The sequence below is a fragment of the Nonomuraea sp. NPDC023979 genome (genome assembly GCF_040639085.1).
Taxonomy (GTDB): domain Bacteria; phylum Actinomycetota; class Actinomycetes; order Streptosporangiales; family Streptosporangiaceae; genus Nonomuraea; species Nonomuraea ceibae.
Genome location: NZ_JBEZZG010000010.1, coordinates 68,780 through 94,143, shown reverse-complemented (window position 1 = coordinate 94,143; position 25,364 = coordinate 68,780). Strand labels below are relative to the sequence as shown.

Annotated in this window: 24 protein-coding genes; 16 read left to right on the top strand and 8 right to left on the bottom strand. The window is 73.8% G+C overall.

Annotated elements, in window-relative coordinates; all coding sequences use genetic code 11:
* The 7 genes from AB0G11_RS19800 to AB0G11_RS19770 are packed head-to-tail and all read left to right on the top strand — an operon-like array spanning window position 1 to window position 8,949.
* The gene (locus AB0G11_RS19800) at window positions 1–2,028 is read left to right on the top strand and encodes a molybdopterin-dependent oxidoreductase (protein WP_357587297.1); all 2,028 of its coding nucleotides are present in this window, start codon (window positions 1–3) and stop codon (window positions 2,026–2,028) included.
* Entirely contained in the window at window positions 2,025–3,419 is a 1,395-nt protein-coding gene (locus AB0G11_RS19795) for an FAD-dependent oxidoreductase (RefSeq protein ID WP_357587295.1), read from the top strand. Before AB0G11_RS19800 ends, AB0G11_RS19795 begins: the two co-directional genes overlap by 4 nt.
* The gene (nirB, locus tag AB0G11_RS19790; RefSeq protein WP_357587293.1) at window positions 3,416–5,845 is read left to right on the top strand and encodes a nitrite reductase large subunit NirB; all 2,430 of its coding nucleotides are present in this window, start codon (window positions 3,416–3,418) and stop codon (window positions 5,843–5,845) included. The genes AB0G11_RS19795 and nirB overlap by 4 nt, the downstream gene beginning before the upstream one ends.
* A complete protein-coding gene (gene nirD, locus AB0G11_RS19785) occupies window positions 5,842–6,168 on the top strand; it encodes a nitrite reductase small subunit NirD (protein WP_219508273.1) in 327 nt (108 codons plus the stop codon). Before nirB ends, nirD begins: the two co-directional genes overlap by 4 nt.
* Window positions 6,169–6,227: 59 nt before the next feature.
* The gene (locus tag AB0G11_RS19780; RefSeq protein WP_219508274.1) at window positions 6,228–6,962 is read left to right on the top strand and encodes a class I SAM-dependent methyltransferase; all 735 of its coding nucleotides are present in this window, start codon (window positions 6,228–6,230) and stop codon (window positions 6,960–6,962) included.
* Complete coding sequence (locus AB0G11_RS19775; protein ID WP_357587291.1) at window positions 6,962–7,969, top strand: iron-containing redox enzyme family protein; 1,008 nt, start codon at window positions 6,962–6,964, stop codon at window positions 7,967–7,969. Before AB0G11_RS19780 ends, AB0G11_RS19775 begins: the two co-directional genes overlap by 1 nt.
* Window positions 7,969–8,949 carry a glycosyltransferase gene (locus tag AB0G11_RS19770; protein ID WP_246645566.1) on the top strand — a complete coding sequence of 327 codons (981 nt, stop codon included), beginning with the start codon at window positions 7,969–7,971 and terminating at the stop codon, window positions 8,947–8,949. Before AB0G11_RS19775 ends, AB0G11_RS19770 begins: the two co-directional genes overlap by 1 nt.
* Here AB0G11_RS19770 and AB0G11_RS19765 read toward each other — a convergent pair.
* Window positions 8,881–9,093 carry a CDGSH iron-sulfur domain-containing protein gene (locus AB0G11_RS19765; protein ID WP_357587289.1) on the bottom strand — a complete coding sequence of 71 codons (213 nt, stop codon included), beginning with the start codon at window positions 9,091–9,093 and terminating at the stop codon, window positions 8,881–8,883. The two genes, AB0G11_RS19770 and AB0G11_RS19765, sit on opposite strands and share 69 nt — an antisense overlap.
* A 407-nt stretch (window positions 9,094–9,500) precedes the next feature.
* On the opposite strand from AB0G11_RS19765, the gene AB0G11_RS19760 reads away from it, so the two are divergent.
* The 3 genes from AB0G11_RS19760 (at window position 9,501) to AB0G11_RS19750 (ending at window position 11,793) form a co-directional block, all read left to right on the top strand.
* A complete protein-coding gene (locus tag AB0G11_RS19760; protein ID WP_219508276.1) occupies window positions 9,501–10,061 on the top strand; it encodes a nuclear transport factor 2 family protein in 561 nt (186 codons plus the stop codon).
* A 34-nt stretch (window positions 10,062–10,095) separates the two neighbouring features.
* Window positions 10,096–10,731, top strand: coding sequence for a class I SAM-dependent methyltransferase (locus AB0G11_RS19755; RefSeq protein WP_357587287.1), 636 nt, complete (start codon window positions 10,096–10,098; stop codon window positions 10,729–10,731).
* A gap of 132 nt (window positions 10,732–10,863) precedes the next feature.
* Window positions 10,864–11,793, top strand: coding sequence for a hypothetical protein (locus AB0G11_RS19750; RefSeq protein WP_357587285.1), 930 nt, complete (start codon window positions 10,864–10,866; stop codon window positions 11,791–11,793).
* 9 nt (window positions 11,794–11,802) lie between these two features.
* Here the strand turns inward: AB0G11_RS19750 and AB0G11_RS19745 are convergent, their stop codons facing one another.
* Window positions 11,803–12,483, bottom strand: coding sequence for an FCD domain-containing protein (locus tag AB0G11_RS19745; protein ID WP_246645569.1), 681 nt, complete (start codon window positions 12,481–12,483; stop codon window positions 11,803–11,805).
* Window positions 12,484–12,555: 72 nt separating this feature from the next.
* Between AB0G11_RS19745 and AB0G11_RS19740 the strand changes: the two genes are divergently transcribed.
* Window positions 12,556–14,478 carry a Xaa-Pro dipeptidyl-peptidase gene (locus AB0G11_RS19740; protein WP_357587283.1) on the top strand — a complete coding sequence of 641 codons (1,923 nt, stop codon included), beginning with the start codon at window positions 12,556–12,558 and terminating at the stop codon, window positions 14,476–14,478.
* Between the two features lie 87 nt (window positions 14,479–14,565).
* On the opposite strand, the gene AB0G11_RS19735 is transcribed toward AB0G11_RS19740, so the two are convergent.
* From AB0G11_RS19735 to AB0G11_RS19720, 4 genes are all read right to left on the bottom strand, one after another.
* Window positions 14,566–16,524 (bottom strand): hypothetical protein, encoded by a 1,959-nt coding sequence (locus AB0G11_RS19735; RefSeq protein ID WP_357587281.1) that lies wholly within the window; start codon window positions 16,522–16,524, stop codon window positions 14,566–14,568.
* Between the two features lie 210 nt (window positions 16,525–16,734).
* The gene (locus tag AB0G11_RS19730; RefSeq protein WP_357587279.1) at window positions 16,735–17,448 is read right to left on the bottom strand and encodes a hypothetical protein; all 714 of its coding nucleotides are present in this window, start codon (window positions 17,446–17,448) and stop codon (window positions 16,735–16,737) included.
* Window positions 17,445–17,636: a hypothetical protein gene (locus tag AB0G11_RS19725; RefSeq protein WP_357587277.1), complete on the bottom strand. Its 192-nt coding sequence runs from the start codon at window positions 17,634–17,636 to the stop codon at window positions 17,445–17,447. The genes AB0G11_RS19730 and AB0G11_RS19725 overlap by 4 nt, the downstream gene beginning before the upstream one ends.
* Before the next feature lie 11 nt (window positions 17,637–17,647).
* Window positions 17,648–18,406 carry a hypothetical protein gene (locus AB0G11_RS19720; RefSeq protein WP_357587275.1) on the bottom strand — a complete coding sequence of 253 codons (759 nt, stop codon included), beginning with the start codon at window positions 18,404–18,406 and terminating at the stop codon, window positions 17,648–17,650.
* Between the two features lie 213 nt (window positions 18,407–18,619).
* Between AB0G11_RS19720 and AB0G11_RS19715 the strand changes: the two genes are divergently transcribed.
* Together AB0G11_RS19715 and AB0G11_RS19710 are read left to right on the top strand one after the other, a co-directional pair.
* On the top strand, window positions 18,620–19,876 hold the full coding sequence (locus AB0G11_RS19715; protein ID WP_219511570.1) for a helix-turn-helix transcriptional regulator: 1,257 nt from the start codon (window positions 18,620–18,622) through the stop codon (window positions 19,874–19,876).
* A gap of 125 nt (window positions 19,877–20,001) precedes the next feature.
* Entirely contained in the window at window positions 20,002–20,868 is an 867-nt protein-coding gene (locus AB0G11_RS19710; RefSeq protein WP_246646345.1) for an SAM-dependent methyltransferase, read from the top strand.
* Window positions 20,869–20,937: 69 nt separating this feature from the next.
* On the opposite strand, the gene AB0G11_RS19705 is transcribed toward AB0G11_RS19710, so the two are convergent.
* On the bottom strand, window positions 20,938–21,759 hold the full coding sequence (locus tag AB0G11_RS19705; protein ID WP_219511571.1) for a DUF4253 domain-containing protein: 822 nt from the start codon (window positions 21,757–21,759) through the stop codon (window positions 20,938–20,940).
* A gap of 120 nt (window positions 21,760–21,879) precedes the next feature.
* Here AB0G11_RS19705 and AB0G11_RS19700 point away from each other — a divergent pair, with 120 nt between their 5' ends.
* Genes AB0G11_RS19700 through AB0G11_RS19690 form a run of 3 tightly spaced genes read left to right on the top strand, consistent with a single transcriptional unit; the run spans window position 21,880 to window position 24,654 of the window.
* On the top strand, window positions 21,880–23,406 hold the full coding sequence (locus tag AB0G11_RS19700) for a carboxylesterase family protein (RefSeq protein WP_357587274.1): 1,527 nt from the start codon (window positions 21,880–21,882) through the stop codon (window positions 23,404–23,406).
* Window positions 23,407–23,413: 7 nt separating this feature from the next.
* The gene (locus AB0G11_RS19695) at window positions 23,414–24,019 is read left to right on the top strand and encodes a response regulator transcription factor (RefSeq protein ID WP_357587271.1); all 606 of its coding nucleotides are present in this window, start codon (window positions 23,414–23,416) and stop codon (window positions 24,017–24,019) included.
* Complete coding sequence (locus AB0G11_RS19690; RefSeq protein ID WP_357587269.1) at window positions 24,016–24,654, top strand: HAD-IA family hydrolase; 639 nt, start codon at window positions 24,016–24,018, stop codon at window positions 24,652–24,654. The genes AB0G11_RS19695 and AB0G11_RS19690 overlap by 4 nt, the downstream gene beginning before the upstream one ends.
* A 56-nt stretch (window positions 24,655–24,710) precedes the next feature.
* On the opposite strand, the gene AB0G11_RS19685 is transcribed toward AB0G11_RS19690, so the two are convergent.
* Window positions 24,711–25,343, bottom strand: a complete 633-nt coding sequence (locus AB0G11_RS19685) for a TenA family protein (protein ID WP_219511578.1) — start codon at window positions 25,341–25,343, stop codon at window positions 24,711–24,713.
* Window positions 25,344–25,364: the final 21 nt, after the last annotated feature.

Sequence of the window (25,364 nt, the reverse complement as noted above, 5' to 3'; positions counted from 1 at the left end):
ATGACCACCGTCGACACCCACTGCCCGTACTGCGCACTGCAGTGCGGGATGGCGATCGGCGCCGAGGGGACCGGGATCACGATCACCCCCCGGGCCGACGTCCCGGCCAACGCCGGCGGCGCGCTCTGCCAGAAGGGCTGGACCGCCGCCGAGCTCCTCACCAACGGTGAGCGGCTGACCGGCCCGCTCCTGCACGGGAACCCGGTGTCCTGGGAGGAGGCGCTCGACCACGTGGCGGCGCGCCTCATCGCTCTCAGGGACGAGCACGGCCCCGACGCCGTGGCCGTGTTCGGCGGGGGCGGGCTCACCAACGAGAAGGCGTACCTGCTCGGCAAGCTCGCCCGGGTCGCGCTCGGCACCAGCCAGATCGACTACAACGGCCGCTTCTGCATGTCGTCGGCCGCCGCCGCGTCGATCCGCGCGTTCGGCATGGACCGGGGGATGCCGTTCCCCGTCACCGACCTGGCCGGGGCCGACGTGGTGCTGCTGGCGGGCGCGAACCCGGCCGAGACGATGCCGCCGTTCGTGCGCCACCTGGAGGGCGCGCGGCTCGTGGTGATCGACCCGCGCCGCACCGCGACCGCCCGGCTGGCCTGGCTGCACCTGCGGCCCGCGCCCGGCACCGACCTGGCGCTCGCGCTCGGCCTGCTGCACCTGGCCGTGGCCGAGGACCTGGTCGACGCCTCGTACGTGGCCGGGCGCACGACCGGGTTCGAGGCCGTGCGCACCTCGCTGGCCTCCTGGTGGCCCGAGCGGGTCGAGCGCGTCACCGGCGTGCCGGTCCAGCGCATGCGCGAGGCCGTGCGCGCGCTGGCGTTCGCGAGGAACGCGTACGTGCTCACCGGGCGCGGCGCCGAGCAGCACGCCAAGGGCACCGACACCGTGAGCGCGTTCGTCAACCTGGCGCTCGCGCTAGGCCTGCCCGGCAGGCCCGGCTCCGGGTACGGGTGCCTCACCGGGCAGGGCAACGGCCAGGGCGGCCGCGAGCACGGGCAGAAGGCCGACCAGCTCCCCGGCTACCGCAGGATCGACGACCCGGCGGCGCGCGAGCACGTCGCGGGCGTGTGGGGGGTGCGGCCGGAGGACCTGCCGGGGCCGGGACGGTCGGCGTACGAGCTGCTGGACGCGCTGGGGACGCCCGGCGGGCCGCGCGCGATGCTGCTGTTCGGCTCCAACCCCGTCGTGTCCGCGCCGGATTCGTCCAGGATCGCCGCCCGGCTGCGGGCGCTGGACCTGCTCGTCGTCTGCGACGTGGTGATGTCGGAGACGGCGGCGCTGGCCGACGTGGTGCTCCCGGTCACCCAGTGGGCCGAGGAGACCGGCACGATGACGAACCTCGAAGGCCGCGTCCTGCTGCGCCGCCGGGCGCTCGCGCCGCCGCCCGGCGTCCGCGGCGACCTGGAGGTGATCGCCGGGCTGGCCCGCCGGCTCGGCCACGACTTCGCCGACGACCCCGCCGAGGTGTTCGAGGAGCTGCGCCGCGCCAGCGCCGGCGGCACGGCCGACTACGCGGGCATCACCTACGAGCGGATCGCCGGCGAGACCGGCGTGTTCTGGCCCTGCCCGGAGCCGGGGCACGCCGGCACGCCCCGGCCGTTCCTGGACTCCTTCCCCACGCCCGACGGCCGGGCCAGGTTCGTGCCCGTCGAGCACCGGCCCCCGGCCGAGGAGGTCGACGACGACTACCCCGTCCATCTGACGACGGGCCGCGTGCTCGCCCACTACCAGAGCGGCGCGCAGACCCGCAGGATCGCCTCCCTGACCGCCGCCTCGCCGCACCCGTACGTGGAGCTCCACCCCGACCTGGCCGAACGGCTGGCGATCGAGGCGGGCGACCTGGTGCGGGTGACCAGCAGGCGCGGCACGGACGAGGCGGTGGCCAGGATCAGCGACGCGATCAGGAGCGACACCGTGTTCATGCCCTTTCACTGGGAGGGGGCGAACCGGCTGACCAACCCCGCGCTCGACCCCGCGTCCCGGATGCCGGAGTTCAAGGTCTGCGCCGTACGGGTGGAGCGGGTCTCATGAGGCTCGTCGTGGTCGGCAACGGCATGGCCGGCTCCCGGCTGGTCGGCGAGGTCCGGGCGCGCGACCCGCGGATGACGATCACCGTGTTCGGCGCCGAGCCCGGCCGCCCCTACAACCGCGTGCTGCTGTCGAACGTGCTCGCCGGCAAGGCCAGGCCCGAACAGCTCAGCCTGCACGACCTGTCCTGGTACGCCGCCAACCGGGTCGAGGCCGTGCTCGGCGGCGAGGTCGCCTGGATCGACCGGGAGGCCCGCGCCGTGCACACCACCGACGGCCGCCGCGAGCCGTACGACCTGCTCGTGCTCGCCACCGGCAGCGAGGCGATCGTGCCGCCGATCCCCGGCGTGGCGCGGGCCGTCCCGTTCCGCACGCTCGACGACTGCGAGCGCATCCTCAAGGCCGCCGAGCACAGCCGCCGCGCCGTCGTCGTCGGCGGCGGGCTGCTCGGCGTCGAGGCCGCCCGCGGGCTGGCCGGGCGCGGCCTGCCCGTGACGCTGCTGCACCTGGCCGGCCATCTGATGGAACGCCAGCTCGACGCCGAGGCCGGGCTGCTGCTCGGCGAGACGCTGGCCGGGCTCGGCGTCGAGACCCGCACCGGCGTGTCCGCCGCGTCCGTCGAGGAGACGGGCGTCCGGCTGGCCGGCGGCGAGCTCGTCGAGGGCGACCTGGTCGTGCTCGCCTGCGGCGTCCGCCCGCTGACCGCGCTCGCCGCCGAGGCCGGGCTGGAGGTGCGGCGCGGCGTCGTCGTGGACGACGAGCTGCGCACCGACGACCCGTCGATCTTCGCGATCGGCGAGTGCGCCGAGCACGACGGCACCGTGTACGGGCTGGTCGCGCCCGCCTGGGAGCAGGCGTCCGTGGCCGCCGACGTGATCACCGGGGGCAAGGCGCGCTACCGGGGCTCGCGCCTGGTCACCCGGCTCAAGGCGAGCAGCGTCGAGCTGGCCGCCATGGGCGAGACCCAGCTCACCGACGAGCACGCCGAGGTGGTCCGCTTCAGCCACCGCGCCAGGGGCACCTACCGCAAGCTCGTCATCCGCGACGACCGCCTGGTCGGCGCGATCCTGCTGGGCGACAGCGACGCCGTCGGCACGCTCACCCAGCTCTTCGACCGCGGCGGGCCGGTGCCCGGTGACCGGGCCGGCCTGCTGTTCCCCGGGCTGTCGGCCGCGCCGGTCGCCGACAGCCCGGTGCTCATGCCCGACGCGGCCAAGGTGTGCCAGTGCAACAACGTGACCAAGGGCCAGATCAGGGCCTGCTGGGAGGCGGGCGCCAGGGACGTGGCCGGGGTGGCCGCCGCCACCCGCGCCACGACCGGCTGCGGCACCTGCCGTGACGCCGTCGCGGGCATCGTCGGCTGGCTGTGCGAACAGGAAGGGGTCTCCGCATGAAGAAGATCGTCGTGGCCGGGTTCGGCCCGGCAGCACACCGGCTCGTGGAGGCGCTGCTCCAGCGCGGCTTCGACGGGCGCGTCACGGTCATCGGGGAGGAGCCCCGCCCGGCCTACGACCGGGTGGCGCTGACCTCGTACCTGTCGGGCGTGAGCGCCGAGGACCTCGCCTACCCGGTGCCGTCCGGGGCGGTGACCAGGCTGAACAGCCGCGTCACCGGCATCGACCGGCAGGCCCGCGTGGTCACCGTCGAGGGCGGCGAGCCGGAGCCGTACGACGTGCTCGTGCTCGCCACCGGGTCGGCGCCGTTCGTGCCGCCGGTGCCGGGGGCCGGGCACGCCTTCGTCTACCGCACGATCGACGACCTGGACGCGATCCGGCTGGCCGCCAAGGAGGCCGCTGACGGCGTCGTCGTCGGCGGCGGGCTGCTCGGCCTGGAGGCGGCCGACGCGCTGCGCTCCCTCGGCCTGCGCACCCACATCGTCGAGATGAGCCCGTGGCTCATGCCCCGCCAGGTCGACGAGGGCGGCGGCTCGGTGCTCAGGTCGCACATCGAACGGCTCGGGCTGAGCGTGCACGCCGGCTCGGGCGTCCAGGAGATCGTCACCGACGACCGGGGCCGGGTGGCCGGCCTGCGCACGCCCGGCGGCACGCTGATCGAGGCCCAGGTCGTCGTCTTCTCCGCCGGCATCAGGCCGCGCGACGAGCTGGCCAGGGCCTGCGGGCTGGAGGTGGGGGAGCGCGGCGGCGTCGTCGTCGACCCCGGCATGCGCACCTCCGACCCGTCGATCTACGCCATCGGCGAGTGCGCGCTGGCCGGCGGCATGGTGTACGGGCTCGTCGGGCCGTGCTTCACCATGGCCGAGGTCGCCGCCGACCGGATCATGGGCGGCGACGGCACGTTCGACGGCGCCGACCTGTCCACCAAGCTCAAGCTGCTCGGCGTCGAGGTCGCCCAGTTCGGCGCCATGACCGGGGCGCTCGACGTCACCTACATGGACCCGGTCGCCGGCGTCTACAAGAAGCTGTTCATCAGCGACGACGCCCGGACCCTGCTCGGCGGCATCTGCGTCGGCGACGCCGCCCCGTACACCTCGCTGCGCTCGTTCGTCGGCAAGCCGCTGCCCGCGCCGCCGTCCGACCTGCTGTTCACCGGCGGCGGCGCGAACCTCGACCTGCCCGACGACGCCCAGGTGTGCTCGTGCAACAACGTCAGCGCGGGCGAGGTGCGCGCCGCCGTCACCGACCGGGGCTGCGCCGACGTGCCCGCGCTCAAGGCGTGCACCCGCGCCGGCACCACCTGCGGAAGCTGCGTGCCCATGCTCAAGCAGCTCCTGGAGAAGTCCGGCGTCGAGGTCAGCAAGAACCTGTGCGAGCACTTCGCCCACTCCCGCGCCGAGCTGTTCGACATCGTCCGGGTGCGCGGCATCACCACGTTCTCCGAGCTCATCGCCCAGCACGGGCAGGGCCGGGGCTGCGACATCTGCAAGCCGGCCGTCGCCTCCATCCTCGCCTCCCTGCACAACGGGCACGTCCTCGACGGCGAGCGCGCCGCGCTCCAGGACACCAACGACCACTTCCTCGCCAACATCCAGAAGAACGGCACGTACTCGGTCGTCCCGCGCATCCCCGGCGGCGAGATCACCCCGGACAAGCTCATCGTCATCGGCGAGGTCGCCCGCGACTTCGGCCTCTACACGAAGATCACCGGCGGGCAGCGGATCGACCTGCTCGGCGCCCGCGTCGAACAGCTTCCGGAGATCTGGCGGCGGCTCGTCGAGGCCGGGTTCGAGTCCGGCCACGCCTACGGCAAGGCGCTGCGCACGGTCAAGTCGTGCGTCGGCTCCACCTGGTGCCGCTACGGCGTGCAGGACTCCGTCGGCCTGGCCATCGCGCTGGAGCTGCGCTACCGGGGCCTGCGCTCGCCGCACAAGCTGAAGTCGGCGGTCTCCGGCTGCGCCCGCGAGTGCGCCGAGGCCCGCTCCAAGGACTTCGGGATCATCGCCACCGAACAGGGCTGGAACCTGTACGTCGGCGGCAACGGCGGCTTCAAGCCCCGCCACGCCGACCTGCTCGCCGGCGACCTCACCACCGACGAGCTCATCAGGACCATCGACCGGTTCCTCATGTTCTACATCCGCACCGCCGACCGGCTGCAACGCACCTCCGCCTGGCTGGAGTCGCTCGACGGCGGCCTCGGCTACCTGCGCTCGGTGATCGTCGATGACGCGCTCGGCATCTGCGCCGACCTCGACGCCCACATGGAGCGGCACGTCGCCACCTACGTCGACGAATGGCGGGCGACCCTGGACGATCCGGACAAGCTCTCCCGGTTCGTCAGCTTCGTCAACGCGCCGGGCGTGCCCGACCCGTCCATCGTGTTCGCCGCCGAGCGCGGCCAGATCAAGCCGGTGGTGACCCGATGACCTGGGTGGACGTCTGCGGCTACCAGAACCTGCTGCCCGAGCGCGGCGTGTGCGCGCTCGTCGGCGACCGCCAGGTGGCGCTCTTCCGCACCCACGACGGCTCCGTGCACGCGCTCGGCAACCTCGACCCGTTCAGCGGCGCGTACGTGCTCTCGCGCGGCATCGTCGGCACCAGGAAGGGCGAGCCGACCGTCGCCTCGCCGCTGCACAAACAGGTGTTCTCGCTGGTCACCGGACACTGCCTGGACGAGCCCGACATCGCCGTGCCCGTCTACCACGTCCGGCTCGACGGCGACCTCGTGCAGGTGGCCGTGAGCGTTTAACGGGTGGAGCCCCGGGCATTCAGCTGGCATTCACGTGCTGGAACTCGGGGGAGGTGCGGATGCCGGCGTTCGACGCCTCCGCTTACGGCCGCGGCATCGCCGACATCTACGACGCCACCGTACGCGGCCTGCCCACGGACCAAGCTGTCGACCTGCTTCACGAGCTCGCCGACGGCGGGCCGGTGCTGGAGTTCGGCATCGGCACCGGCCGGCTGGCCCTGCCGCTGGCCGCCCGCGGCCTGGAGGTCGCGGGCATCGACGGCTCGGCGGAGATGGTCGAGGTGCTGCGCGGCAAGCCCGGCGGCGACCGCGTGCCCGTCACGATCGGCGACTTCTCCACGGCCACCGCCGACGGCTCCTACGCGCTCGTCGTGCTCGCCGCCAACACCGTCTACGCGCTGCCGTCGCAGGACGCCCAGGTCGCCTGCTTCCGCAACGCCGCCGCCCACCTGCGGCCCGGCGGCAGGTTCGTAATCGAGGCGTGGGTGCCCGATCCGGCCGCCTTCCGCGACGGCAGCGCGCTGCGGCTGCTGTCGATGACCGAGGACGCCGTCGTCGCCGAGGCGGCCGTGCTCTCCCCGGCCGGGCAGCACATGCACACCACCCGCATCCGGCTGACCGCCGAAGGGGTGCGCCTGCTGCCCGCCAACCACCGCTACGCCTGGCCCGCCGAGCTCGACCTGATGGCCCGGCTGGCCTCGATGGAGCGCGAGCATCGCTGGTCGGACTGGGCGCGCACCCCGTTCGGCGACGACAGCCGCGCGCACGTGTCCGTCTACCGCCGGAGTGCCTGATGCGCCTGCCTGCCGCCCGGGGCCCGATCAGCGACCAGCTCTTCTCCTGCCTCACCGGGCCGCCCGGGGAGCTCGGGGAGCTCGGCCCGCTGGAGCCGGGCGCGCTGCCGCTCGGCGACGACGACCTGCAGCTCGCCCTGTTCGCCTGCTACGAGCTGCACTACCAGGGCTTCGACGACGTGGACGAGCGCTGGGAGTGGGAGCCGTCGCTGCTGCGGGCCCGCGCCGCCCTGGAGCGCGGCTTCGAGGACGCGCTCGCCCGCGCCGTGCCGCGCCCCGCCCCGGTCGAGCCGCGCCACGTGCGGCGGGCGCTCACCGCGCTGGCCGTCGCCGACGAGGGCCCGCCGCTGTCGCAGTATCTGCAGCGCACGGCCGACCTCGCCCAGTTCCGCGAGTTCGCCGTCCACCGCTCGATCTACCACCTGAAGGAGGCCGACCCGCACACCTGGGCCATCCCGCGCCTCCAGGGCGGGGCCAAGGCGGCGTTGGTCGAGATCCAGGCCGACGAGTACGGCGGCGGACGCCGCGAGCGCATGCACTCCGAGCTGTTCCGCGCCACCCTGCGCGGCCTCGGCCTCGACGACTCCTACCTCGCGCACCTCGGCCGCGTCCCCGGCATCACGCTGGCGATCTCCAACGCGATGTCGCTGTTCGGCCTGCACCGGCGGCTGCGCGGCGCGCTCGCCGGCCACCTGGCAGCCCTGGAGATGACCTCCTCGCTGCCCAACCGCCGCTACGCCACCGGCCTGCGCCGCCTCGGCGGCGACGCCACCGCCACCCGCTTCTACGAGGAGCACGTCCAGGCCGACGCGGTGCACGAGCAGATCGCCGCCAACGACCTGTGCGGCGGGCTCGCCGCCGCGCAGCCGTCGCTCACCGGCGACATCCTGTACGGGGCCGCGTGCGCGCTCACCCTCGAACGCCTGTGGGCCGAGCACGTCATGGACTGCTGGGAGCGCGGCGTCTCGTCACTGGCCGAGCTGGAGACGGCCGTCGCGAGCCCGTGATGGACCTCGACTACGTGCTGCCGCTGCGGTGGGAGGACGACGCCGGGCTGGACGAGCTCACCGCCTACCTGACCGGCCTGGCCCGGCACGCCCGCGTGATCGTCGTCGACGGCAGCCCGGCCGCCCTGTTCGACCGGCACGCCCGCCGCTGGCGCGGCCTCGTCACCCACGTGCCTCCCGACCCCGAGCTCGGCTACGCCAACGGCAAGGTCACCGGCGTCACCACCGGCGTGCGCCTGGCCCGCGCCGCGCACGTGGTCATCGCCGACGACGACGTACGCTACGACCCGGCGGGGCTCGCCAGGATGCGGGAGCTGCTCGCCGGGGCCGACCTGGTGCGCCCGCAGAACTACTTCTCCCCGCTGCCCTGGCACGCCCGCTGGGACACCGCCCGCAGCCTGCTCAACCGGGCGTTCGGCGCCGACTACCCGGGCACCCTCGGCGTCCGGCGCGACTTCTTCCTGGGCATGGGCGGCTACGACGGCGACGTGCTGTTCGAGAACCTGGAGCTGATCCGGACCGTCCGGGCGCGCGGCGGGCGCGTGGTCTCCGCCCCCGGCCTCTACGTGCGCCGCCTGCCCTGCCAGGCGCGGCGCTTCTGGTCGCAGCGGGTCCGGCAGGCCTACGACGACCTCGCGCAGCCGTGGCGGATGGCGGCGTTCCTGGCGGTGGCGCCGGGCGTGGCCGTCGCGCTCGCCCGCCGCCGTCCCGCCGCGCTGGCCGGGGCCGCCGCCGTCACCGTGGCGGTCGCCGAGCTGGGCCGCCGCCGCTGCGGCGGCCACCGGGTCTTCCCGGCGACGTCGTCGCTGTTCGCGCCCGTGTGGGTGGCCGAGCGGGGCGTCTGCAGCTGGCTCGCCCTGGCCGCCGCGCTCACCGGCGGCGTCCCGTACGCGGGGCGGCGGCTGCGCCGGTCAGCCAGCTCCGTCCGCAGGCTCCGCCTCCTGGCCGCTGGGGGCGCGGAAGCCGGCCGTCTTGTGTGAGCCGTCGCAGAACGGCTTGGCCGCCGAGCGGCCGCACCGGCACAGCGCGACGGTGGCCCGGCCGGGCGGGATGCGCTCGCCGTCCTGGGTCACCAGCGCGAACTCGCCACGAATGAGCAGCGGGCCGTCTTCACAGGGGGTCACCGTGACCGGTTCATCCGACATTCGCGTCAATTGCCCGAAATGGCACTTTTGAAACGATGTCAGAGGCGGAGGTCCGTCTCCGCGGGTGGGAAAACATGCGCGCCATGATGGGCGGGCGGGAGGACGCATCGCCGCCCCGAATCGGCGGAGGCGCAACGCTCGGCGTCGTCGCGCTGCGGCAGAGGATCGGCGGGCGGAGCGGGGTTCGCCTTGATATGCGGCACTAGAGGGACGGTATCGGCGGCGCGCCGGGCAACGGGTCTCAGTGGGGCAACGATCAGACCTCTGAACGATCTCGCCGAATTCTGTGAAGCCGAGGGTGAGAAAATACCGCGTACGTTAAAAGGGTCGTGCGAACTGGATAAAGAGCGCATTCGCCCTTGATCGGGGCGGGAATCAAAGCGGCCATGAGCATGAATTCTCTGCGCAGGGGCCTCCTGCTGGCCGCGATCGTACCGGCCCTGTTCACCGCCGGCTGCGCCGCGGGCGGCACCGGGCAAGCGATGAAGGGCGCCGCGAGCCCGGCGTCCCCCACAGCCACCGACACGGGCATGACACCCGGCGACTCCGCCTCGCCGACCGACACCACGACCGGCACCGGCAGCCCGTCGCCCACCGACACCGGCGCCGGCCAGGGCTCGCCCCGCGGCGTCGTCGAGGGCTTCTACAAGGCGCTCGAATCGGGCGACGCCGCCCAGGTCGTGAAGCTGTTCACCTCCGACGCCGTGGCCGCCGTGGCCGGCGAGCAGACCGCCGAGGGCACGCAGGCGCTCACCACGCTGTTCGAGGGCATGGGCGAGGGCCAGGGCGGCACGCCGACGATCGAGGAGTCCCAGGTCGCCGGCAAGCAGGCGTTCGTCCGCGCCACCAGCGGCGAGGGTTCCGAGGAGACCCGCGCGTTCTTCCTGCTCACGCAGGACAACGGCGACTGGAAGATCGACCGCTACATGAGCAACAGCCCGTCCTAGCCCTCCGGCCCACGCCCGGACCTAGGCTGGGATGATGCAGGACCTCTCGAAGTACCAGCACCCGCGCTTCGCCCGCGCCTACGAGAGGATGACCGAGCGCGCCGATCCCGCCACCGCCGCACTGCGCGAGCGTCTGCTCGCCGGGCTGACCGGGCGGGTGATCGAGATCGGCGCGGGCAACGGGCTCAACTTCCCGCACTACCCGGCGGGAGTGCGCGAGGTCGTCGCCGTCGAGCCCGACCACCTGCTGCGCGCCGCGGCCGAGCGGGCCGCGGCCCGCGCCCCGGTGACCGTCCGGGTGGTGCCCGGCCACGCGGGGGCGCTGCCGGGCGGGCCCGGCGCGTACGACGCCGCCGTGCTGTCGCTCGTGCTCTGCACCGTGCCCGACCCGGCGGCCACCCTCGCCGAGGTGCGACGGCTGCTCGCGCCCGGCGGCGAGCTGCGCTACTTCGAGCACGTCCGTTCGCCCCGGCCGGTCCGCGGCGCCCTCCAGGACCTCATCGCCCCGCTCTGGCGGCGCGTCGGCGGCGGCTGCCACCCCAACCGCGACACCGCCGCCGCCATCCGCGCCGCCGGGCTGCTCGTCGAGGAGCAGCGGAGCTTCGTCCACCGGCCCGTCCCCGGCAGCCCTGCGCTCACCCACATCCTCGGGCGGGCCCGCAACCCCTGACCGGTCAGGCCCGCCGCTGATCCACCAGCGCGGGATGGACGGCGACCGCGCGAAGCCTCCCCGAGTCCCCCATTCTGGGCCCCGGCCGGAACTCCGGGCGCGCCGCCGGTGTATGCACGCCGGAGGTGTCCCATGAGAAGACTCGCCACCGTCGTGGCCGCCCTGCTGCTGGCCGCCGGGCCGCTCGCCACCCCCGGGGCGGCCGCCGGCGGATTCGCCGTCACCTACCTCGACCCGCTCCCGGGCAACCTGCAGGCCGGCACGTCCTACACGGCCGGCTACTGGGTGCTCCAGCACGGCAACCACCCCTACCAGGGCGACCTCGGGCCCACCGGGCTCCGGCTCACGGACGCCCGGGGCGAGGCCACGCTGTTCGCCGGCACGCCGCTGCCCGAGCCCGGACACTACGCCGCCGCCCTCACCGTCCCCGCCGCCGGGACGTACCGGGTCGAAGGCATCCAGGGCATCTTCGCCCCGTACGCCGTGGGCACCCTCACCGTGCCGGGCGGCCTTGCCCTCAACCCCTTGCAACCCGGCCTCGCCCGCGCCCTCAAAGAGCCGCAGAACCACTGGGGCGCCATCCGCCCCCCAGGCTTCCCTCCAGGCCGCCCCACCCCGGACCCCGAGCACCCCGCACCGGGCACCCCCGACCGAGGTGACGCCGAGCTGGGCGCGGCCGAGGAGGGGCGCGCCGAGCCGGGCGCGGCCGTGGCGAGCCCGCTCGCGGCGGGGCCGTCGCCGGGCACGCGGCCTTCCGGCACCCCGTACCCGGCCGAGGCGGCCACCGGCGACGGCGCGGCCCCCAGGGAAGGCGCGGCCACCGACCGCGGGGCGGCCCCGGCCCTCCCGGGCGGCGCGGATCCCAACGGCGGCGCGGTCACCCAGGGTGGGGCGGCCACGCGGGGTGGGGCGGGCTCCGGTGGGGTTCCGGTCTATGGGCTGGTGGTCGCCGCCGTGGGCGGGGCGGTGCTCGCCCTGGTCGCCGTACGGGGGCCGTGGGGGAGGCGGGAGCCGGAGCCGCCCGTGGACGACGAGACGGACACGATCACGATCGGCGGGTGAGCGCCCGGGTCACAGGTCGCGTTCCTGGCGGTCGAGGATGCCGACCGAGACCGCCACGGCCGCCGCCGCGTCACCGGCCTCGATGGCCGCCAGCAGTTCGTGGTGGGAGCTGTCGGGCCGCAGCGCCGCCTCCTCCAGGTCGCGGACGCTCTCGCGCACCGACTCGCTCATGCTCCGGTAGAGGTCGCCGAGCAGCGGGTTGTGGGCGGCGTCGGCGACGCACAGGTGGAAGGCCACGTCGGCGTCGGCGAAGGCGTCGAGGTCACCGGCGCCGGCGGCGGCGTCGCGGCGGGCCAGGGCCTCGCGCATCCCGGCGAGGTCCTCGTCGGTGCGCTGGGCGGCGGCCAGCCGGGCGGCCACCAGGTCGAGCCCGCGCCGCACGTCGATGATGTCCATGGCCGCCGCCCGGTCCAGCCGCCGCCGCAGCGCCACCTGCGACTCGTCGGTGGCCGTCACGTACGTGCCGTCGCCCTGCCGGGTGGCCAGCAGCCCGGCGTGCGCCAGCACCCGCAGTGCCTCGCGCACCGACAGGCGGCTCATGCCGAGCGTCTCGGCGAGCCGGCTCTCGGACGGGAGCTTGGTGCCGACCGGCCACGCGCCGCTGGTGATCTGGTCGCGCAGCTGTTCGATGGCGGCGTCCACCAACGAGGTCCGTGCCACGTTCCGCATGCCCATCCTCTCGACCCGCATGGTCAGATCTTGTCAGGCTTCCGGGCGTCTGAGAGATTGCTCGTACTTTTGGTACAGCCACGGAGGTCACGCGTGCCACAATTACGCCCGGCCCTCATCGCCGCAGTCCTCGTCCTGGGCACGGCGACCCCCGTCCACGCCGCGGCCCCAGCACCCGCGGTCACCGTCGAGAACGGCCGCACGCAGCCGGTCTTCTCCTACGCGGACGCGGTCCGCGAGCACGTCTACGTCGAGTCGCCGGTCGACAGCGACGCCGACGGCCGGCTCGACCGGGTGCGCGTCGACATCATCCGTCCCAAGGAGTCCGGTCCCGGGCTCCGCGTCCCGGTCATCATCGACGAGAGCCCGTACTACGACAACTCCGGGCGCGGCAACGAGGGGGAGCGCAAGGAGTACGGCGCCGACGGGAACGTTACGAAGTTCCCCCTGTTCTACGACAACTACTTCGTGCCGCGCGGCTACGCCGTGCTGAACGTCGACATGATCGGCACCACCCGCTCCGACGGGTGTCCCGACGTCGGCGGGAAGGCCGACGTGCTGGGCGGCAAGGCGGTCATCGACTGGCTGAACGGCCGGGCCAAGGCGTACCGGGCCGACGGCAGCCCCGCCGTGGCCGACTGGACGACCGGCAAGTCCGCGATGATCGGCAAGTCGTACGACGGCACGCTGGCCAACGCCGTGGCCGCGACCGGCGTGCGCGGCCTGGAGACGATCGTGCCGATCTCCGCGATCAGCTCCTGGTACCGGTACCAGCGCTCGAACGGCGTGATCTACAACTACGACTACGCCTCCTGGCTGGCCAACTACGTCGACACCGACCCCGAGGCCAAGTGTCAGGCGGTGCGCGACCGGATGGACGCCGGGGACGGTGACGACACCGGCGACCACAACCCGTTCTGGGCCGAGCGCGACTACCTCGGCGGGCTGCTCGGCGACGTCTCCAAGGTGCGGGCCAGCGTCTTCGTCGTCCACACGTCCAACGACCTGAACGTCAAGCCGGACAACTTCTCCACCTGGTGGCAGGCGCTGGCCGAGCGCCGGGTGCCGCGCAAGATCTGGGTCGGCCAGTACAACCACGTCGACCCGTTCGACTTCGAGGGCCGGCGGGACGTGTGGGTCGACACGCTGCACCGCTGGTTCGACCACTGGCTGCACGGCGTGCGCAACGACATCATGCGCGAGCCGCGCGCCGACGTGCAGGTCGGGCCGACGGAGTGGATCACGCAGCGCGACTGGCCGGCGCCGCACGCCACCCGGCTGACGCTCCGGCCCGCCGCCGACGGCACGCTCGGGCTGCGGCCCGACCGGCGCGCCACGGCGACGTTCACGGACGTGGCCATGACCGAGTCCGCGATGGTCGCCGACGTCGGCGCCGCGAACCCGGGACGGCTGGCGTTCACCACGGGCGCGCTGCCGGTCGACCTGCGCCTGTCCGGCACGCCCACCGCCGACCTGCGGGTCAAGCTCGACCGGCCCGCCTCGAACCTGACCGCCCTGCTCGTCGACTTCGGCGACGACACCCGCCTGGACTGGCGGCGCGGCCAGGGCGTCACCACGATCGCCGAGGAGGACTGCCACGGCGAGAGCACCGCTGCCGACGACGGCTGCTACAAGAAGGTCGTCACGAACGTGGCGAACCGGCCGGTGGAGGTCGTCGCCCGGGGCTGGATCGACACCCGCAACCGCCATTCGCTGACCCGGCCGTCGCCCATGCCGGTCGGGAAGTACGCCAAGGTCAGGTGGGAGACGCTGCCGCACGACTACACCTTCAAGAAGGGGCACCGGATCGGCCTGATCATCGCGGGCACCGACGCCTCCTACAGCTCCGAGACGGGCACCGGGGCCGCGGTGACCGTCGACCTGTCGAGGACCGGCGTGACCGTCCCGGTCGTGCCCGGCGCCCCGCTGGCCGACGTGCCGAAGGACACCGCCAGGTTCCTCGGGCCGCGTGAACTGACGCTGCCGGAGCCGGAGCCGGGCTTCTCGTTCTTCTGACGGGAGACGGGCTTCTGACAGCTGACGGCCCCGGGCGCGATGCCCGGGGCCGTCACGTGCGTGGCTGGTGCATGGTGCTTGCCTGTTTCACTCGCCCTTAGGGCAATTGCTCCAATAACCGCCTCCGTTCGTGTCGGGGATGAACGCTCCTCGGTTCGTGGTCACGGTCCACGAAACGATCATGGTGAGGGTGCCGTCGCCGGCCGTGGCGCCCTCCGTGGTCCTGCCGTCGCCCGTGGTGGTGCCCGACCAGCCGACGGTGATCACGCCCGACTCGGTCACGGGCGGCCCGGCGCAACCCGGCCGCTCGGCGGGCGCCCGTACGGTGAAGGTGTTGCCGTCGACGGTGATGCCGTTCGTCCCGGAGAACGAGGTGACCCGGCAGTCGCCGGTGCAGGTGAGCCTGAACCGGCCGCTGCGCTTCTCGCCCAGCCGCACGGACGCGGGCGTCAGCTTGGCCACCGGAGGCTCGGGCGCGGGCAGCGCCGTGCCGGGCTCCTCTGCCGCGCCGGTGGGCTCCCGCGCGGGAGGGTCCTGGAGCGTGGGCTCCTGGACGAGCGGCTCCTCGGCGGTGGGCTCGGGCCCGGTGCTCTCCTGTGCGGTGGGCTCCTGCGCGGTGGGCTGCGGGGCGGTGGGGGGCTGGGCCGCCGCGGCGGGGGCGGCGGTCGTCGCCGCCTGACGGGACTGGGGCTTGAGCACCGACCACGTCAGGCCCCCGGCCAGCAGCACCAGGCCGAAGACCAGCGCCGTCCGGACCAGCCAGCGCAGGGAGATGCGCGCCTCCGGGTCGTCCTCGTCGGGGCGCTCCCGCCAGAAGTCCTCCCACCGGGCGTCACCCCCGTCGTCGCGCGGCGGCGGCCGGTCACCGGCGTGGACGAGCTTGTCGCCGGGCTCGGCCCTGCGCCGCTCGCCCGGCCGCGCCGCCGGCCGGGCGCGCTCCCTGGCCCGCAGCGGGTCGTGCGGGGGGACGGGGTCGGGCGGCAGGTAGTACTCGCGCCGCTGCCCCGACCCCGGATGCGCGGCGTGCACGAGCGCCTGCCCGGAGCCGGCGCCGTTGCCGCCCCGCCGGACCCGGGCCTCCTCCACGACCCTGACCCCACGCCCCTCCCCTTCCTCCGCCACCGGGGCGCGCGGCACCGGGCGAGGGGGCGCCCAGTCGTCCTCCGGAGGCTCGGGCGGGGTGGGGGCGGGGAGGGGTTCCTGGCCGGCGACGGCCGCGCCCGTCGCCGGCCAGGGGTTGTCCCTGGTCTCCGTCGTGGGGCCGGGGACCAGGGAGATCATGGCCGGAGGCGGCTCCGCCAGGCCGCGCGCCTGGACGGGGAAGCCGTCCGGGCGCCAGGCGGTGTCGTCGTCCGGCAGCGGCTGCCCCCAGGCGGGCTGCTCGCGCAGGGTGCCGGGGGTGTCTGCCAGGGGGAGGCGGCGCAGCAGCGTGGCAGCGCGGAGCGTCCGGGGCGCCGCCTGACATTCCGGGCAGGTCAGGATGTGGCGGGCGATCCGCGTGCGGTTGCGGCGTCCGGGGGTCCTGGCCCAGTCGGTCAGCCGGGAGGCCAGCCGGGCGCAGCCGTCACGGGTCCTGGCCGCCCGCACCGCCGCGAACCACTGCTCCAGCGTGTCGGCCGCCTCCGTGACGATGGCGGTCACGTCACCGGTGTCCGCGTCGAAGATCAGCGCGATCTCGTCGTCGGACAGCTCGTGCCGTACCGAGAGGTCGAGCAGTTCGCGGTGCGGGCCGTCGAGGGCCGTCAGACCCTCGGGCACCAGGTCGGGCGCGGGGCCGGGACGGGACCAGGAGCCGATGCTGGCCGGTCTGGCGGCGGCGACGGCGGCGCGGTGGGCGCGGGCCAGGGCGTACAGCCACGGCCGCAGCGCGTCCGGCGACGGGAGCCGGCCGGCGTGCGCGTGCGCCGACAGCAGCGCGCCCGCGACCGCCAGCTCGGCGTCGGAGCCCGCCAGCGCCGTGCGGCAGTAGTCGTACAGGTGCCGCCCGTGCTCGTCGCAGAGCGCGCCGATCGCCTCGCGCGCCTCGTCCGTCAGCGTCCGCCACATCTGATCGAGCACTCCTCACGTCACCGCGCCGACCCTCGCCCGGTCCTCGCAGGGGATGGGCCCGTCAGGCGGCCTCCGCGGCGGCGCCGGGATCGCCGGCGCCGGACCGCGTGCCGCCCGGACCGGCCGCAGGCCCGGCACGGCCGCGAGCCGGAGCGCCGGCGACCCTCGTCAGGGGGCAGGGGAGGGCGAGCGCGCCCGGTGCGGCGCTCATGAGGCCCTCCGGTGCGGGGAGCGGTTGAGCGTGACGGGCTTGCCGGTCGCCCGCGACAGCGCCCACCAGGCGGTGCACAGGTTGGACGTGAGCAGCACCCGGTCGTTGCCGGCGCCCAGCGTGCCCAGCGCCGGCAGCGTCGCCATGCCGCTGCCGACGAACAGCAGCACGCCGTCCCGGGGCAGCCGCGCCTGCTTCACCTGCTCCACCAGCTCGGCGGGAGTGATCGTGTACGGGGACCAGCCGCCCTGGGCGCGGACCGGGAGCACCCCGGCGATGCGCAGCCCGGCGGCCTTCCAGAAGCGCTCGGCCAGCTCCGTCAGCCACGGCTGGAACGGCGAGACGATGTGGACCTCCTCCAGCCCGAGATGCCCGATCGCCTCCAGGATGGCCACGGTCGCCGAGGCGAACGGCACTCCGCACCGCTCGGTCAGCCGCAGGCAGCCCTCGCGGTCCTCGTCCGGGTCGAGCAGGTAGCGGGGGGCGTCGCAGGCCATGACGAGCGCGTCGAGCGGCAGGTCGCCGAAGGCGTGCGTCATGGCGGGCAGCGCCGCGTTGTAGCTCTCCAGCCGCTCGGCCGGGGCCAGCCCGGGGCGTACCGGGAAGCGGGCGGCGTGCATGTCGGCACGTGAGCCGAGCAGGCGGGTCAGCTCCGGCTCCGCCGACGGGTTCGCGGGCGGCACCAGCACGCCCACCCTGCCGCGGCTCATGTCCGCCTCCCGCCGTGCCGCCGCGCGGGCCGCAGCCGCCGCACCGGGTGCGTGATCGGCGTGACGTCCGCCCGTGGCCCCGCCGCCTGGTCGAGGGGCGGCCGGTCGGGGGGTGGCGGCGGGCGGGTGCCGCGTACCGGGACCTCGCAGGGCCGGTGGCGCGGCCCGCGGACCTCGTCGGTGAGCATGATCACTCCTGTCAGGTCAGGGCGCCTGCGTCCGATGGGGACAGCAGGGCGTGGGGCGGCGCGGTCGCCTGGTTGGGCACGCTGGCCGCGACCAGCCGCTCGGACAGGCCCGTGGCCAGGCCCGCTGTCAGGCGCGGGAAGCCGATGCGCGGGGGCGGCTTGCCGCCGGTGACCGAGGTGGCGACCCGGCCGGCCAGCGACAGGTGCTCGGCGCAGCGGTCGCGCACCCTGGCCTCCAGGCCGGCGATCTGGGCGAGCCGGTGGCGCAGCGGCTCCAGCGTGGCGGTGCGTTCGAGCCCGGCGAGGTCGGCCAGCCGTCCCGGCCAGCGCAGCTCCTCGCGCAGGCGCGCCTCCACCTCCGGGACGACGCGTTCGGCGGCCAGCCCCTCCTGGAGCAGCCGGGTGGCGACGGTCACCGCCATGAACGACGTCAGGTCGTAGTCGGCCAGCCGCCCGGCCAGCGCGGCGTCGAGCACGAGCACCCGGTACGACAGGGCTTCGGCGCTCCAGCCCAGCACCATGAGGCGGTCGGTGCCCGCCTCGGCGTGCCAGCCGGCGAGCCGCAGCTCGCGCGCCATCCGCTGGTACAGGCTCCACGTGCCGGCGTCGCCGTCTGTCCAGATCTGGACCCCGCCGAGAGGCAGGTCCGATACGTTGACCGTTGTCCCGGCCGGAGCGATCCGGGAGCAGATGCGCTGGATCACCCGCTCCTGCGCCGGTGAGGCCGTGCTCTTGGTGAACCAGGGGCTTATCTGGTGATCGATGGTCACGTTCGGCCACCTCCCTGCCGGGGGCCTCCGAAGGGGCCGGCTGTCAGGTAACAGTTTCCACGTGTCGTACGATACTGGCCAAATGCGGGTTATGGTGTCAACTCTCAGTTTTCGACAATACGTGAGCGGCTCCGGTACGGGAAGAGCGCCCTGCGCGGACGCGCCGGGCGGCGTCTAGGCTGGAAGAGCGTTCACGGGTAGCAGGAGGTCCGCGTGGCGAAGTTCGCCGAGCGACTCGATCTCGCGCTCAACAAGCGAGGTTTCACAGGCGCTCAAGTCGCCGCCGCGCTCACCGAGGCCGGCATCCCGATCACACGCGCCTACGTCAGCCAGTTGCGCACCGGCAAGCAGACCAACCCGACGCTCCAGGTGCTGCGCGCCTTGGCGGCGTGCCTCCAGGTGAGCGTTGGCTGGCTCGTAGGTGAGGATTACCTGGAGTCCGGGGCGGTGGAGGACCTCCAGCTCCGCGCCGCCGCCATCGGCGTGTCCGCCTCCGGGCTGTCCGACGCCTCGCTGACCGTGCTGCGGGGGGTGATCGAGCTGGCCCGCAAGGCCGAGGGCCTGCCCGAGGAGCCCGAGCCGGCCATGGAGATCCCCGACGCGGCGGCGCCGCTGGAGGAGCCGATGCGGGTGGCGCTCGGCGAGCGGCTCCGATCACTGCGCCTGGCCGCGCAGATCAGCCCGGAGAAGGTGGAGACCGCGCTCGGCAAGGGCGCCGTCGCGGTCGAGGCGATCGAGGCCGGCCGCATCACGCCCGCGCCGGCCACCGTCGAGCGCCTGCTGACGCTCTACGGGGTGACCGCCGTGCCCGCCCGCGAGTACGTGCTCTCGCTGGCGCGCGGCGAGCGTGAGCTGGCCTGGTACGACGCCAGCTCGTTCCCGGTGTGGCTGGCGACGACCTGCGCCATCGACAGCCGGGCCTCGGTGATCCGCACCTATCACACCCACTTCGTGCCGCCGCTGCTGCAGACCGAGTCCTACGCGCTGGCCGCGATCGCCACGGCCGACCAGGGCTCGTTCCGCCACACCACGGCCGACGCGGCGGTCGACATCCTGGCCGCCCGGCAGCGGCTGATCTTCGGGCCCAACGGCCCGGTCGTGTGGGCGGTCATGGACGAGGGCGTCCTGCTGCGCTCGATCGCCGACCCGGAGGTCATGCTCGACCAGCTCGACCGGCTGATCGCCTACGCCAAGCGGCCCAACATCTCGCTGCACATCGTGCCGATGGAGGACCCGGCGTACGTGCCGCGCACCGGCCCGTTCACGCTGTGGCGCTTCGCGGAGGCGTTCGAGCCCGACATCGCGTGCTCCCACGCGCTGGAGGCCGACGAGCTGATCACCGACGGGGTAGTGGTGGAGGCGTACCACCAGGCGTTCACCAAGCTGTCGGTCACCACGACCACCCGCGACGAGACGATCGACATGCTCTGCGCGCATCGCGAAAGACTTTCACGTACGCCCGCGAATTGATCTCCGGGAATGCGAAAAGTCATATTTCCTCAAAATACACTGCCCCATGTAGTTGAATAAGAGAATTTATGGATCATTATTAACATTGGTCATCCGAGTGGGGTCAGAGACCGGAACTTTCCCGAATGGACGCGGCGAGGGGAAAGGGGCGACACGCAATGCGGCAACGTGCCATCCGAAACCTGGCCAATCTCGACACCGCACACGCGAGGATCACGCGCATCCTTGATGCCGCCACCGGAGGCAAGAACAACTTCCGGGCCGACCGTGAAGCGGTGAACCGGTACGACGTGGCAGCCGCGGTGACGACCGCCGCGGCTCGGGCCGTCCAGGGGTATCTGTGCCGGGCCGTACGGCACCTGGCCGGTGAAGGCGTTGACCAGTTCATGATCGTGGGAAGTGGTGTCCCCAGCGGCCTGCCACCCGGCGGGCAGCTGCATGACATCGCCCGCGACACGCTCCGTACCTCTTGTGCGCGTGTCGTCTATATAGAGAATGACCCGATGGTGCTGGCCAACGCGCAGGCCACCATCGAACCGATCACCGACTCGGTCCGCGTGGTCGAGGGCGACATCCGCCAGATCGACGAGATCCTCGACGACCGGGTCGTGCGCACGTTCGCCGACTGGAACCGGCCGATGGCCTGGGTGGTGGTGTCCACCCACAGCCTCAGCGACGACGAGCAGGCGCGCTACGTCGTCAAACGCCTGCGCCAGTCGGTGCCGGAAAGGAGTTACCTGGCGATCCTGCAGACGACGTTCGACGGCATACCGCCGGAGTTGCTGCCCGCCATCAACGACCTGCTGGCCATGACGCTGCCTGGGCACGCGGTGCGCTCCCGCGACCGGGTGGAGGCGTTGCTCGACGGTCTGGACCTGCTGGAACCGGGATTGGTGTGGGTCCCGGAGTGGCGGCCTGACGAGGGCGACCCGCACTGCGCCGACCAGCCGGGGACGTCGGGCAACTACGGGGCGGTGGCCCGCCTGCCGTGATCGGGACCCGCCGCCCGCCGCCTGGCGGGCGGCGCCAGTCCCGGCGCCGGTCCCGTGCCGGCCGGGGCGTCAGTCCCACCAGAACGACCAGGCGTGCTCGCCGATGATCTGCTGCGCGTAGCCCCGCAGGTCGCCCGGCCCCTGGACGACGTTGTCCGGGCAGAACGTCCAGTGCTCGGCCGCGACGCGCATGGCGTGCTCCGGCTCCACGGGCGGCGCCGCCACGCTCAGCTCCAGCGTGTTGAAGCCGACGCCCACCACCCGCGCGCCGAAGCGCTCCTCCCAGCTGCGCACCACGGCGGCCAGCGGCACCATCCACTCGTTGTGGTGCAGCGCGCCCTGCCAGCCCATCACGGCCAGCGCGTCGGCGCCCCGGGGCGCGGCCACCAGCCCCAGCGGCATCCCCCGCTCGGCCAGCACCCCGGCGTACCAGGCGGCGACCTCGTCCGGGTGGGCCACCGGCGTCCCCGGCGGGGCCAGACCCGGACAGATCGCCCCGTAGGGGTCGAGCTCGTCCAGGGCGTCCTGGGCGGGCATCTGCGACACCCACTCCTGCCACACCTCGGCCATGAACCCCTCGGCGGTGAAATGGTCGATCTGCACCGGCTCGTCGGGCACCACCTGCCCCACCGACCACGGCTGCGCGCTCTCGTCCAGCAGCACCGGCCACAGCCCGCTGCGCGGGTGCTCGGCGTGGAAGCGCCGCCAGTCGGCCCCGGAGACGGGCTCGTCGCTCATCCAGAACGCCGGCCGCGCCGCCGGCCCCTGCCCGGTGTAGCCCGGATCGGGCCAGACCATGCCGCCCTCGGGCACAGCGATCCCCAGAGCCCGTCCCCTGCCGCCGTCGGCGAACAGCGGGCACAGCTCCGGCGGCAGCTGATGATCGTTCATGCCCTACCGTTCCGATACCGAATCCCGTCTCGCAGATGGTAATGCCGGGGACATTTGTCCTGGGCGATCCCGGATGCATGAACCTTCCGGCGCCCCGGGCGCTTCCGCGACCGTTGAGGCATGAGAACACTTCTCGCACTGGCCGTCCTGCTCACCGCCTGCGGGACCGCGACGAGCACCCAGGCCGCCCCGGACCCCGCGGTCGTCCGGACCGACGCCGGGACGGTGCGCGGCAGCGTGTCCGGCGAGCACCGGATCTTCCAGGGCATCCGCTACGCGACCGCCGGCCGCTGGGAGCCGCCCCGCCCGGCCCCGGCCTGGCAGGGCGTCCGCGACGCCACCGCGCCCGGCGCGATGTGCCCGCAGGTCGGCTCGCCGTACGCGCCCGTCCGCAGCGAGGACGAGGACTGCCTGTTCCTGAACGTGACCACCCCCGCCGAGCCCGCCAAGCCGGGCATGCGGCGGCCGGTGATGGTGTGGCTGCACGGCGACGGCGCGCTCGGCGCCGGGCACTACTCCGACGCCCGCCGGCTGGCCGCCCAGGGCACGGTGGTCGTGACGATCAACTACCGGCTCGGCGTGTTCGGCGGCTTCGGGCATCCGGGCCTGGCCGACGGCGGCACGTACGGGCTCCAGGACCAGACCGAGGCGCTGCGCTGGGTGCGGCGCAACGCGGCGGCCTTCGGCGGCGACCCGGGCAACGTGACCGTGTTCGGCATCTCCTACGGGGCCTCGTCCATCGGCGCGCTGCTCACCTCGCCGGGCGCCAAGGGCCTGTTCCACCGGGCGATCATGCAGAGCGGCGAGGCCATGATGGACATGCCCGCCGGCAGCATGGTGCCGGGCCTGGAGGCGCTGCCGTCGTTCATGTGGCGGCCGAAGGCCGAGATCGCGGCCCTGGGCGAGGCGTACGCCCGGCAGCTCGGCTGCGACAGCCTGGCGTGCCTGCGCGCGCTCCCGGTCAAGAAGATCCTCGACGTGCCGCAGATCATGAACGTGTTCCAGGTGTACGCGTACGGCAACCGGGTGCTGCCGCAGTCGCCGGACGAGGCCCTGCGCAAGGGCCGCTTCCACCGGGTGCCGGTGCTGGCCGGGGCGACCCGGGATGAGCATCGCCTCTTTGTCGCGATGAATTACGACATTCAGGGTAAAACGCCGAATTATCCCAAACTTGTACGGGAAGCGTTCGGCAGGAAGGCACCTGACATTCTTCGTAAGTACCCGGTAAATCGGTATAAGTCTCCTAGTATTGCGTGGGCCACCGTCCTCACCGACCGCATGTGGGCCCGCGCCACCCACGAACAGAACACGCTCCTGGCCCGGCACGTACCCGTGTACGGCTACGAGTTCGCCGACCGCGACGCGCCGATGTTCCTGCCGCTGGAGACCGGCTTCGACTGGGGCGCCTACCACGCGGGCGACCTGCCGTACCTCTTCGAGGAGAAGGACACCCCGCTCCCGCCCGCCCAGCGCGCGCTGTCGGACCGGATGATCGGCTACTGGACCAACTTCGCCCGCGCCGGCGACCCCAACGGCGACGGCCTGCCCACCTGGCCCCGCGCCTCCTCCGGCACGCTCGCGCTGGAACCCGGCAAGATCCGCGTCATCGACTACGCTGCCAGGCACCGGCTCGGTTTCTGGAAGTAGGACGGCGTTGATCAAGCTCCTGATCGCCGAGGACCAGGGCATGATGCGCGACGCGCTGGCCCTGCTCCTCGGGCTGGAGGACGACCTGGAGATCGTCGCCCAGGTGTCGTCCGGCGACGCGATCATGGCGGCCGCCGAGACCCACCGGCCCGACGTGGCGCTGCTCGACATCGAGCTGCCCGGCCGCTCCGGCCTCGACGTGCTGCCGGAGCTGCGGGCCGCGCGGCCGGAGTGCGCGGTGCTGATCCTCACCACCTTCGCCCGGCCGGGCTACCTGCGCCGCGCGATGGAGGCCGGGGCCGCCGGGTTCCTGGTCAAGGACGGGCCCGTCGAGGAACTGGCCGCCGCCGTCCGCCGGATCGCGGCGGGGGAGCGGATCGTCGACCCCGCCCTGGCCGCCGCCGCGCTGCGCGCCGGGCCCAGCCCGCTCACCGACCGCGAGCGCGACGTGCTCGCCGCCGCGCTCGACGGCGCCACCATCGCCGACGTGGCCGCCCGGCTGCACCTGTCGGAGAGCACGGTGCGCAACCACCTGTCGTCGGCCATCGGCAAGACCCACACCCGCAACCGCATCGAGGCCGCCAGGCTCGCACGGCACAATGGATGGCTGTGACCTCCACCGAAGCGACCCCCGCCGGCCAGACCCCCGCCGGCCGGACCCCTGCGGGCGCGTTCTCGTACGACGCCGTGCTGTGTGACCTCGACGGCGTCCTGCGCCTGTTCGACCTCGACGTCCAGGACGCCATCGAGGCCCGCTACGGCCTCCCCGTGCGGCGCACCGCCTTCGCCCCCGAGATTCTCTCCCCGGCCACGCTCGGCCGCATCACCGAGGCGCAGTGGGTCGACTCCGTCGCCGCCGCGCTGGGCGGCGACGAGCGCGCCAGGCAGGCCGCCGCCGAGTTCGCCGCCGTGCCGTTCCGGGTCGACGAGGAGGTCAGGGCCCTGCTCGCCAAGGCCCAGGAGCACGCCCCGGTGATCATCGTCACCAACGCCATGGACAGCCTGGACGAGCACCTCGACCGGCTCGGCCTCACCTACTTCGCCGACGCCGTCGTCAGCAGCGCCCGCGTCGGCGTCGCCAAGCCCGACCGGCGCATCTACGAGATCGCCGCCGAGCTCGCCGGGGCCGCGCCCGAGCGCTGCCTGTTCGTCGACGACCGCGCCGAGAACGTCGCCGCCGCCGTCGCCCTCGGCATGACCGGAGTCCACTACCGGCAGGCCGCCGACCTGGCCGCAGCCCTCGGCTGACTGAGGGCCGTGCCTGCCGCCCTCGGTCAGCCGAGGGCCATGTCTGACGCCCCCGGCTAGCCGAGGGCCATGTCGAAGAAGCGGCGCTCCAGTTCGACCGCCCGGCCGAACACCTCCAGCACGCGCCGCCTGCCCGCCTCGCCGAGCCCCGGCCCGAGCCGGTCCAGCTCGCCGCGCAGGAAGTCCACCCACGCGCGGAACTCGGGGCCCTCGTGCAGCCCGATCCACTCCCGGTGCACGAAGCCCTCCGGCAGCGGCTCGACCGCCCTGGACGCCCAGCCGAGGTAGGACCACTCGGCCACGCACAGCACCGCCGCGATCGACGGGTAGTCCTGAGAGGCGCGCACCTCGTCCATGAGCTGCCGGAACTCCGCCGTCACCGGCTCCGTCGCCGCCTGCGTGCTGCCGCCGAGCGCCGCCAGCGCCCGGTGGAAGTACGTCTTCTCCTCCGTCGTCGCCACCTGGCCGAGGAACTGCCCGTACGGGACGCGCGCCTCGAAGGTGTCGGCACAGGCGACGGCCGCGCCGAGGAGCGCGGTGAAGGAGTCGACGAACTGGAAGTCCTGCTCCAGGTAGCGCCGCATGTCGGCCTCACCCGTCGTGATCGCCGTGGCGAACGGGTGGGTCACCACCGCCGTCCACTCGGGCTCGCACTGCTCGCGCAGCCATGCGCTGAAGGTCTCGGTCACGTACCCGACTCTAGGCCCTGG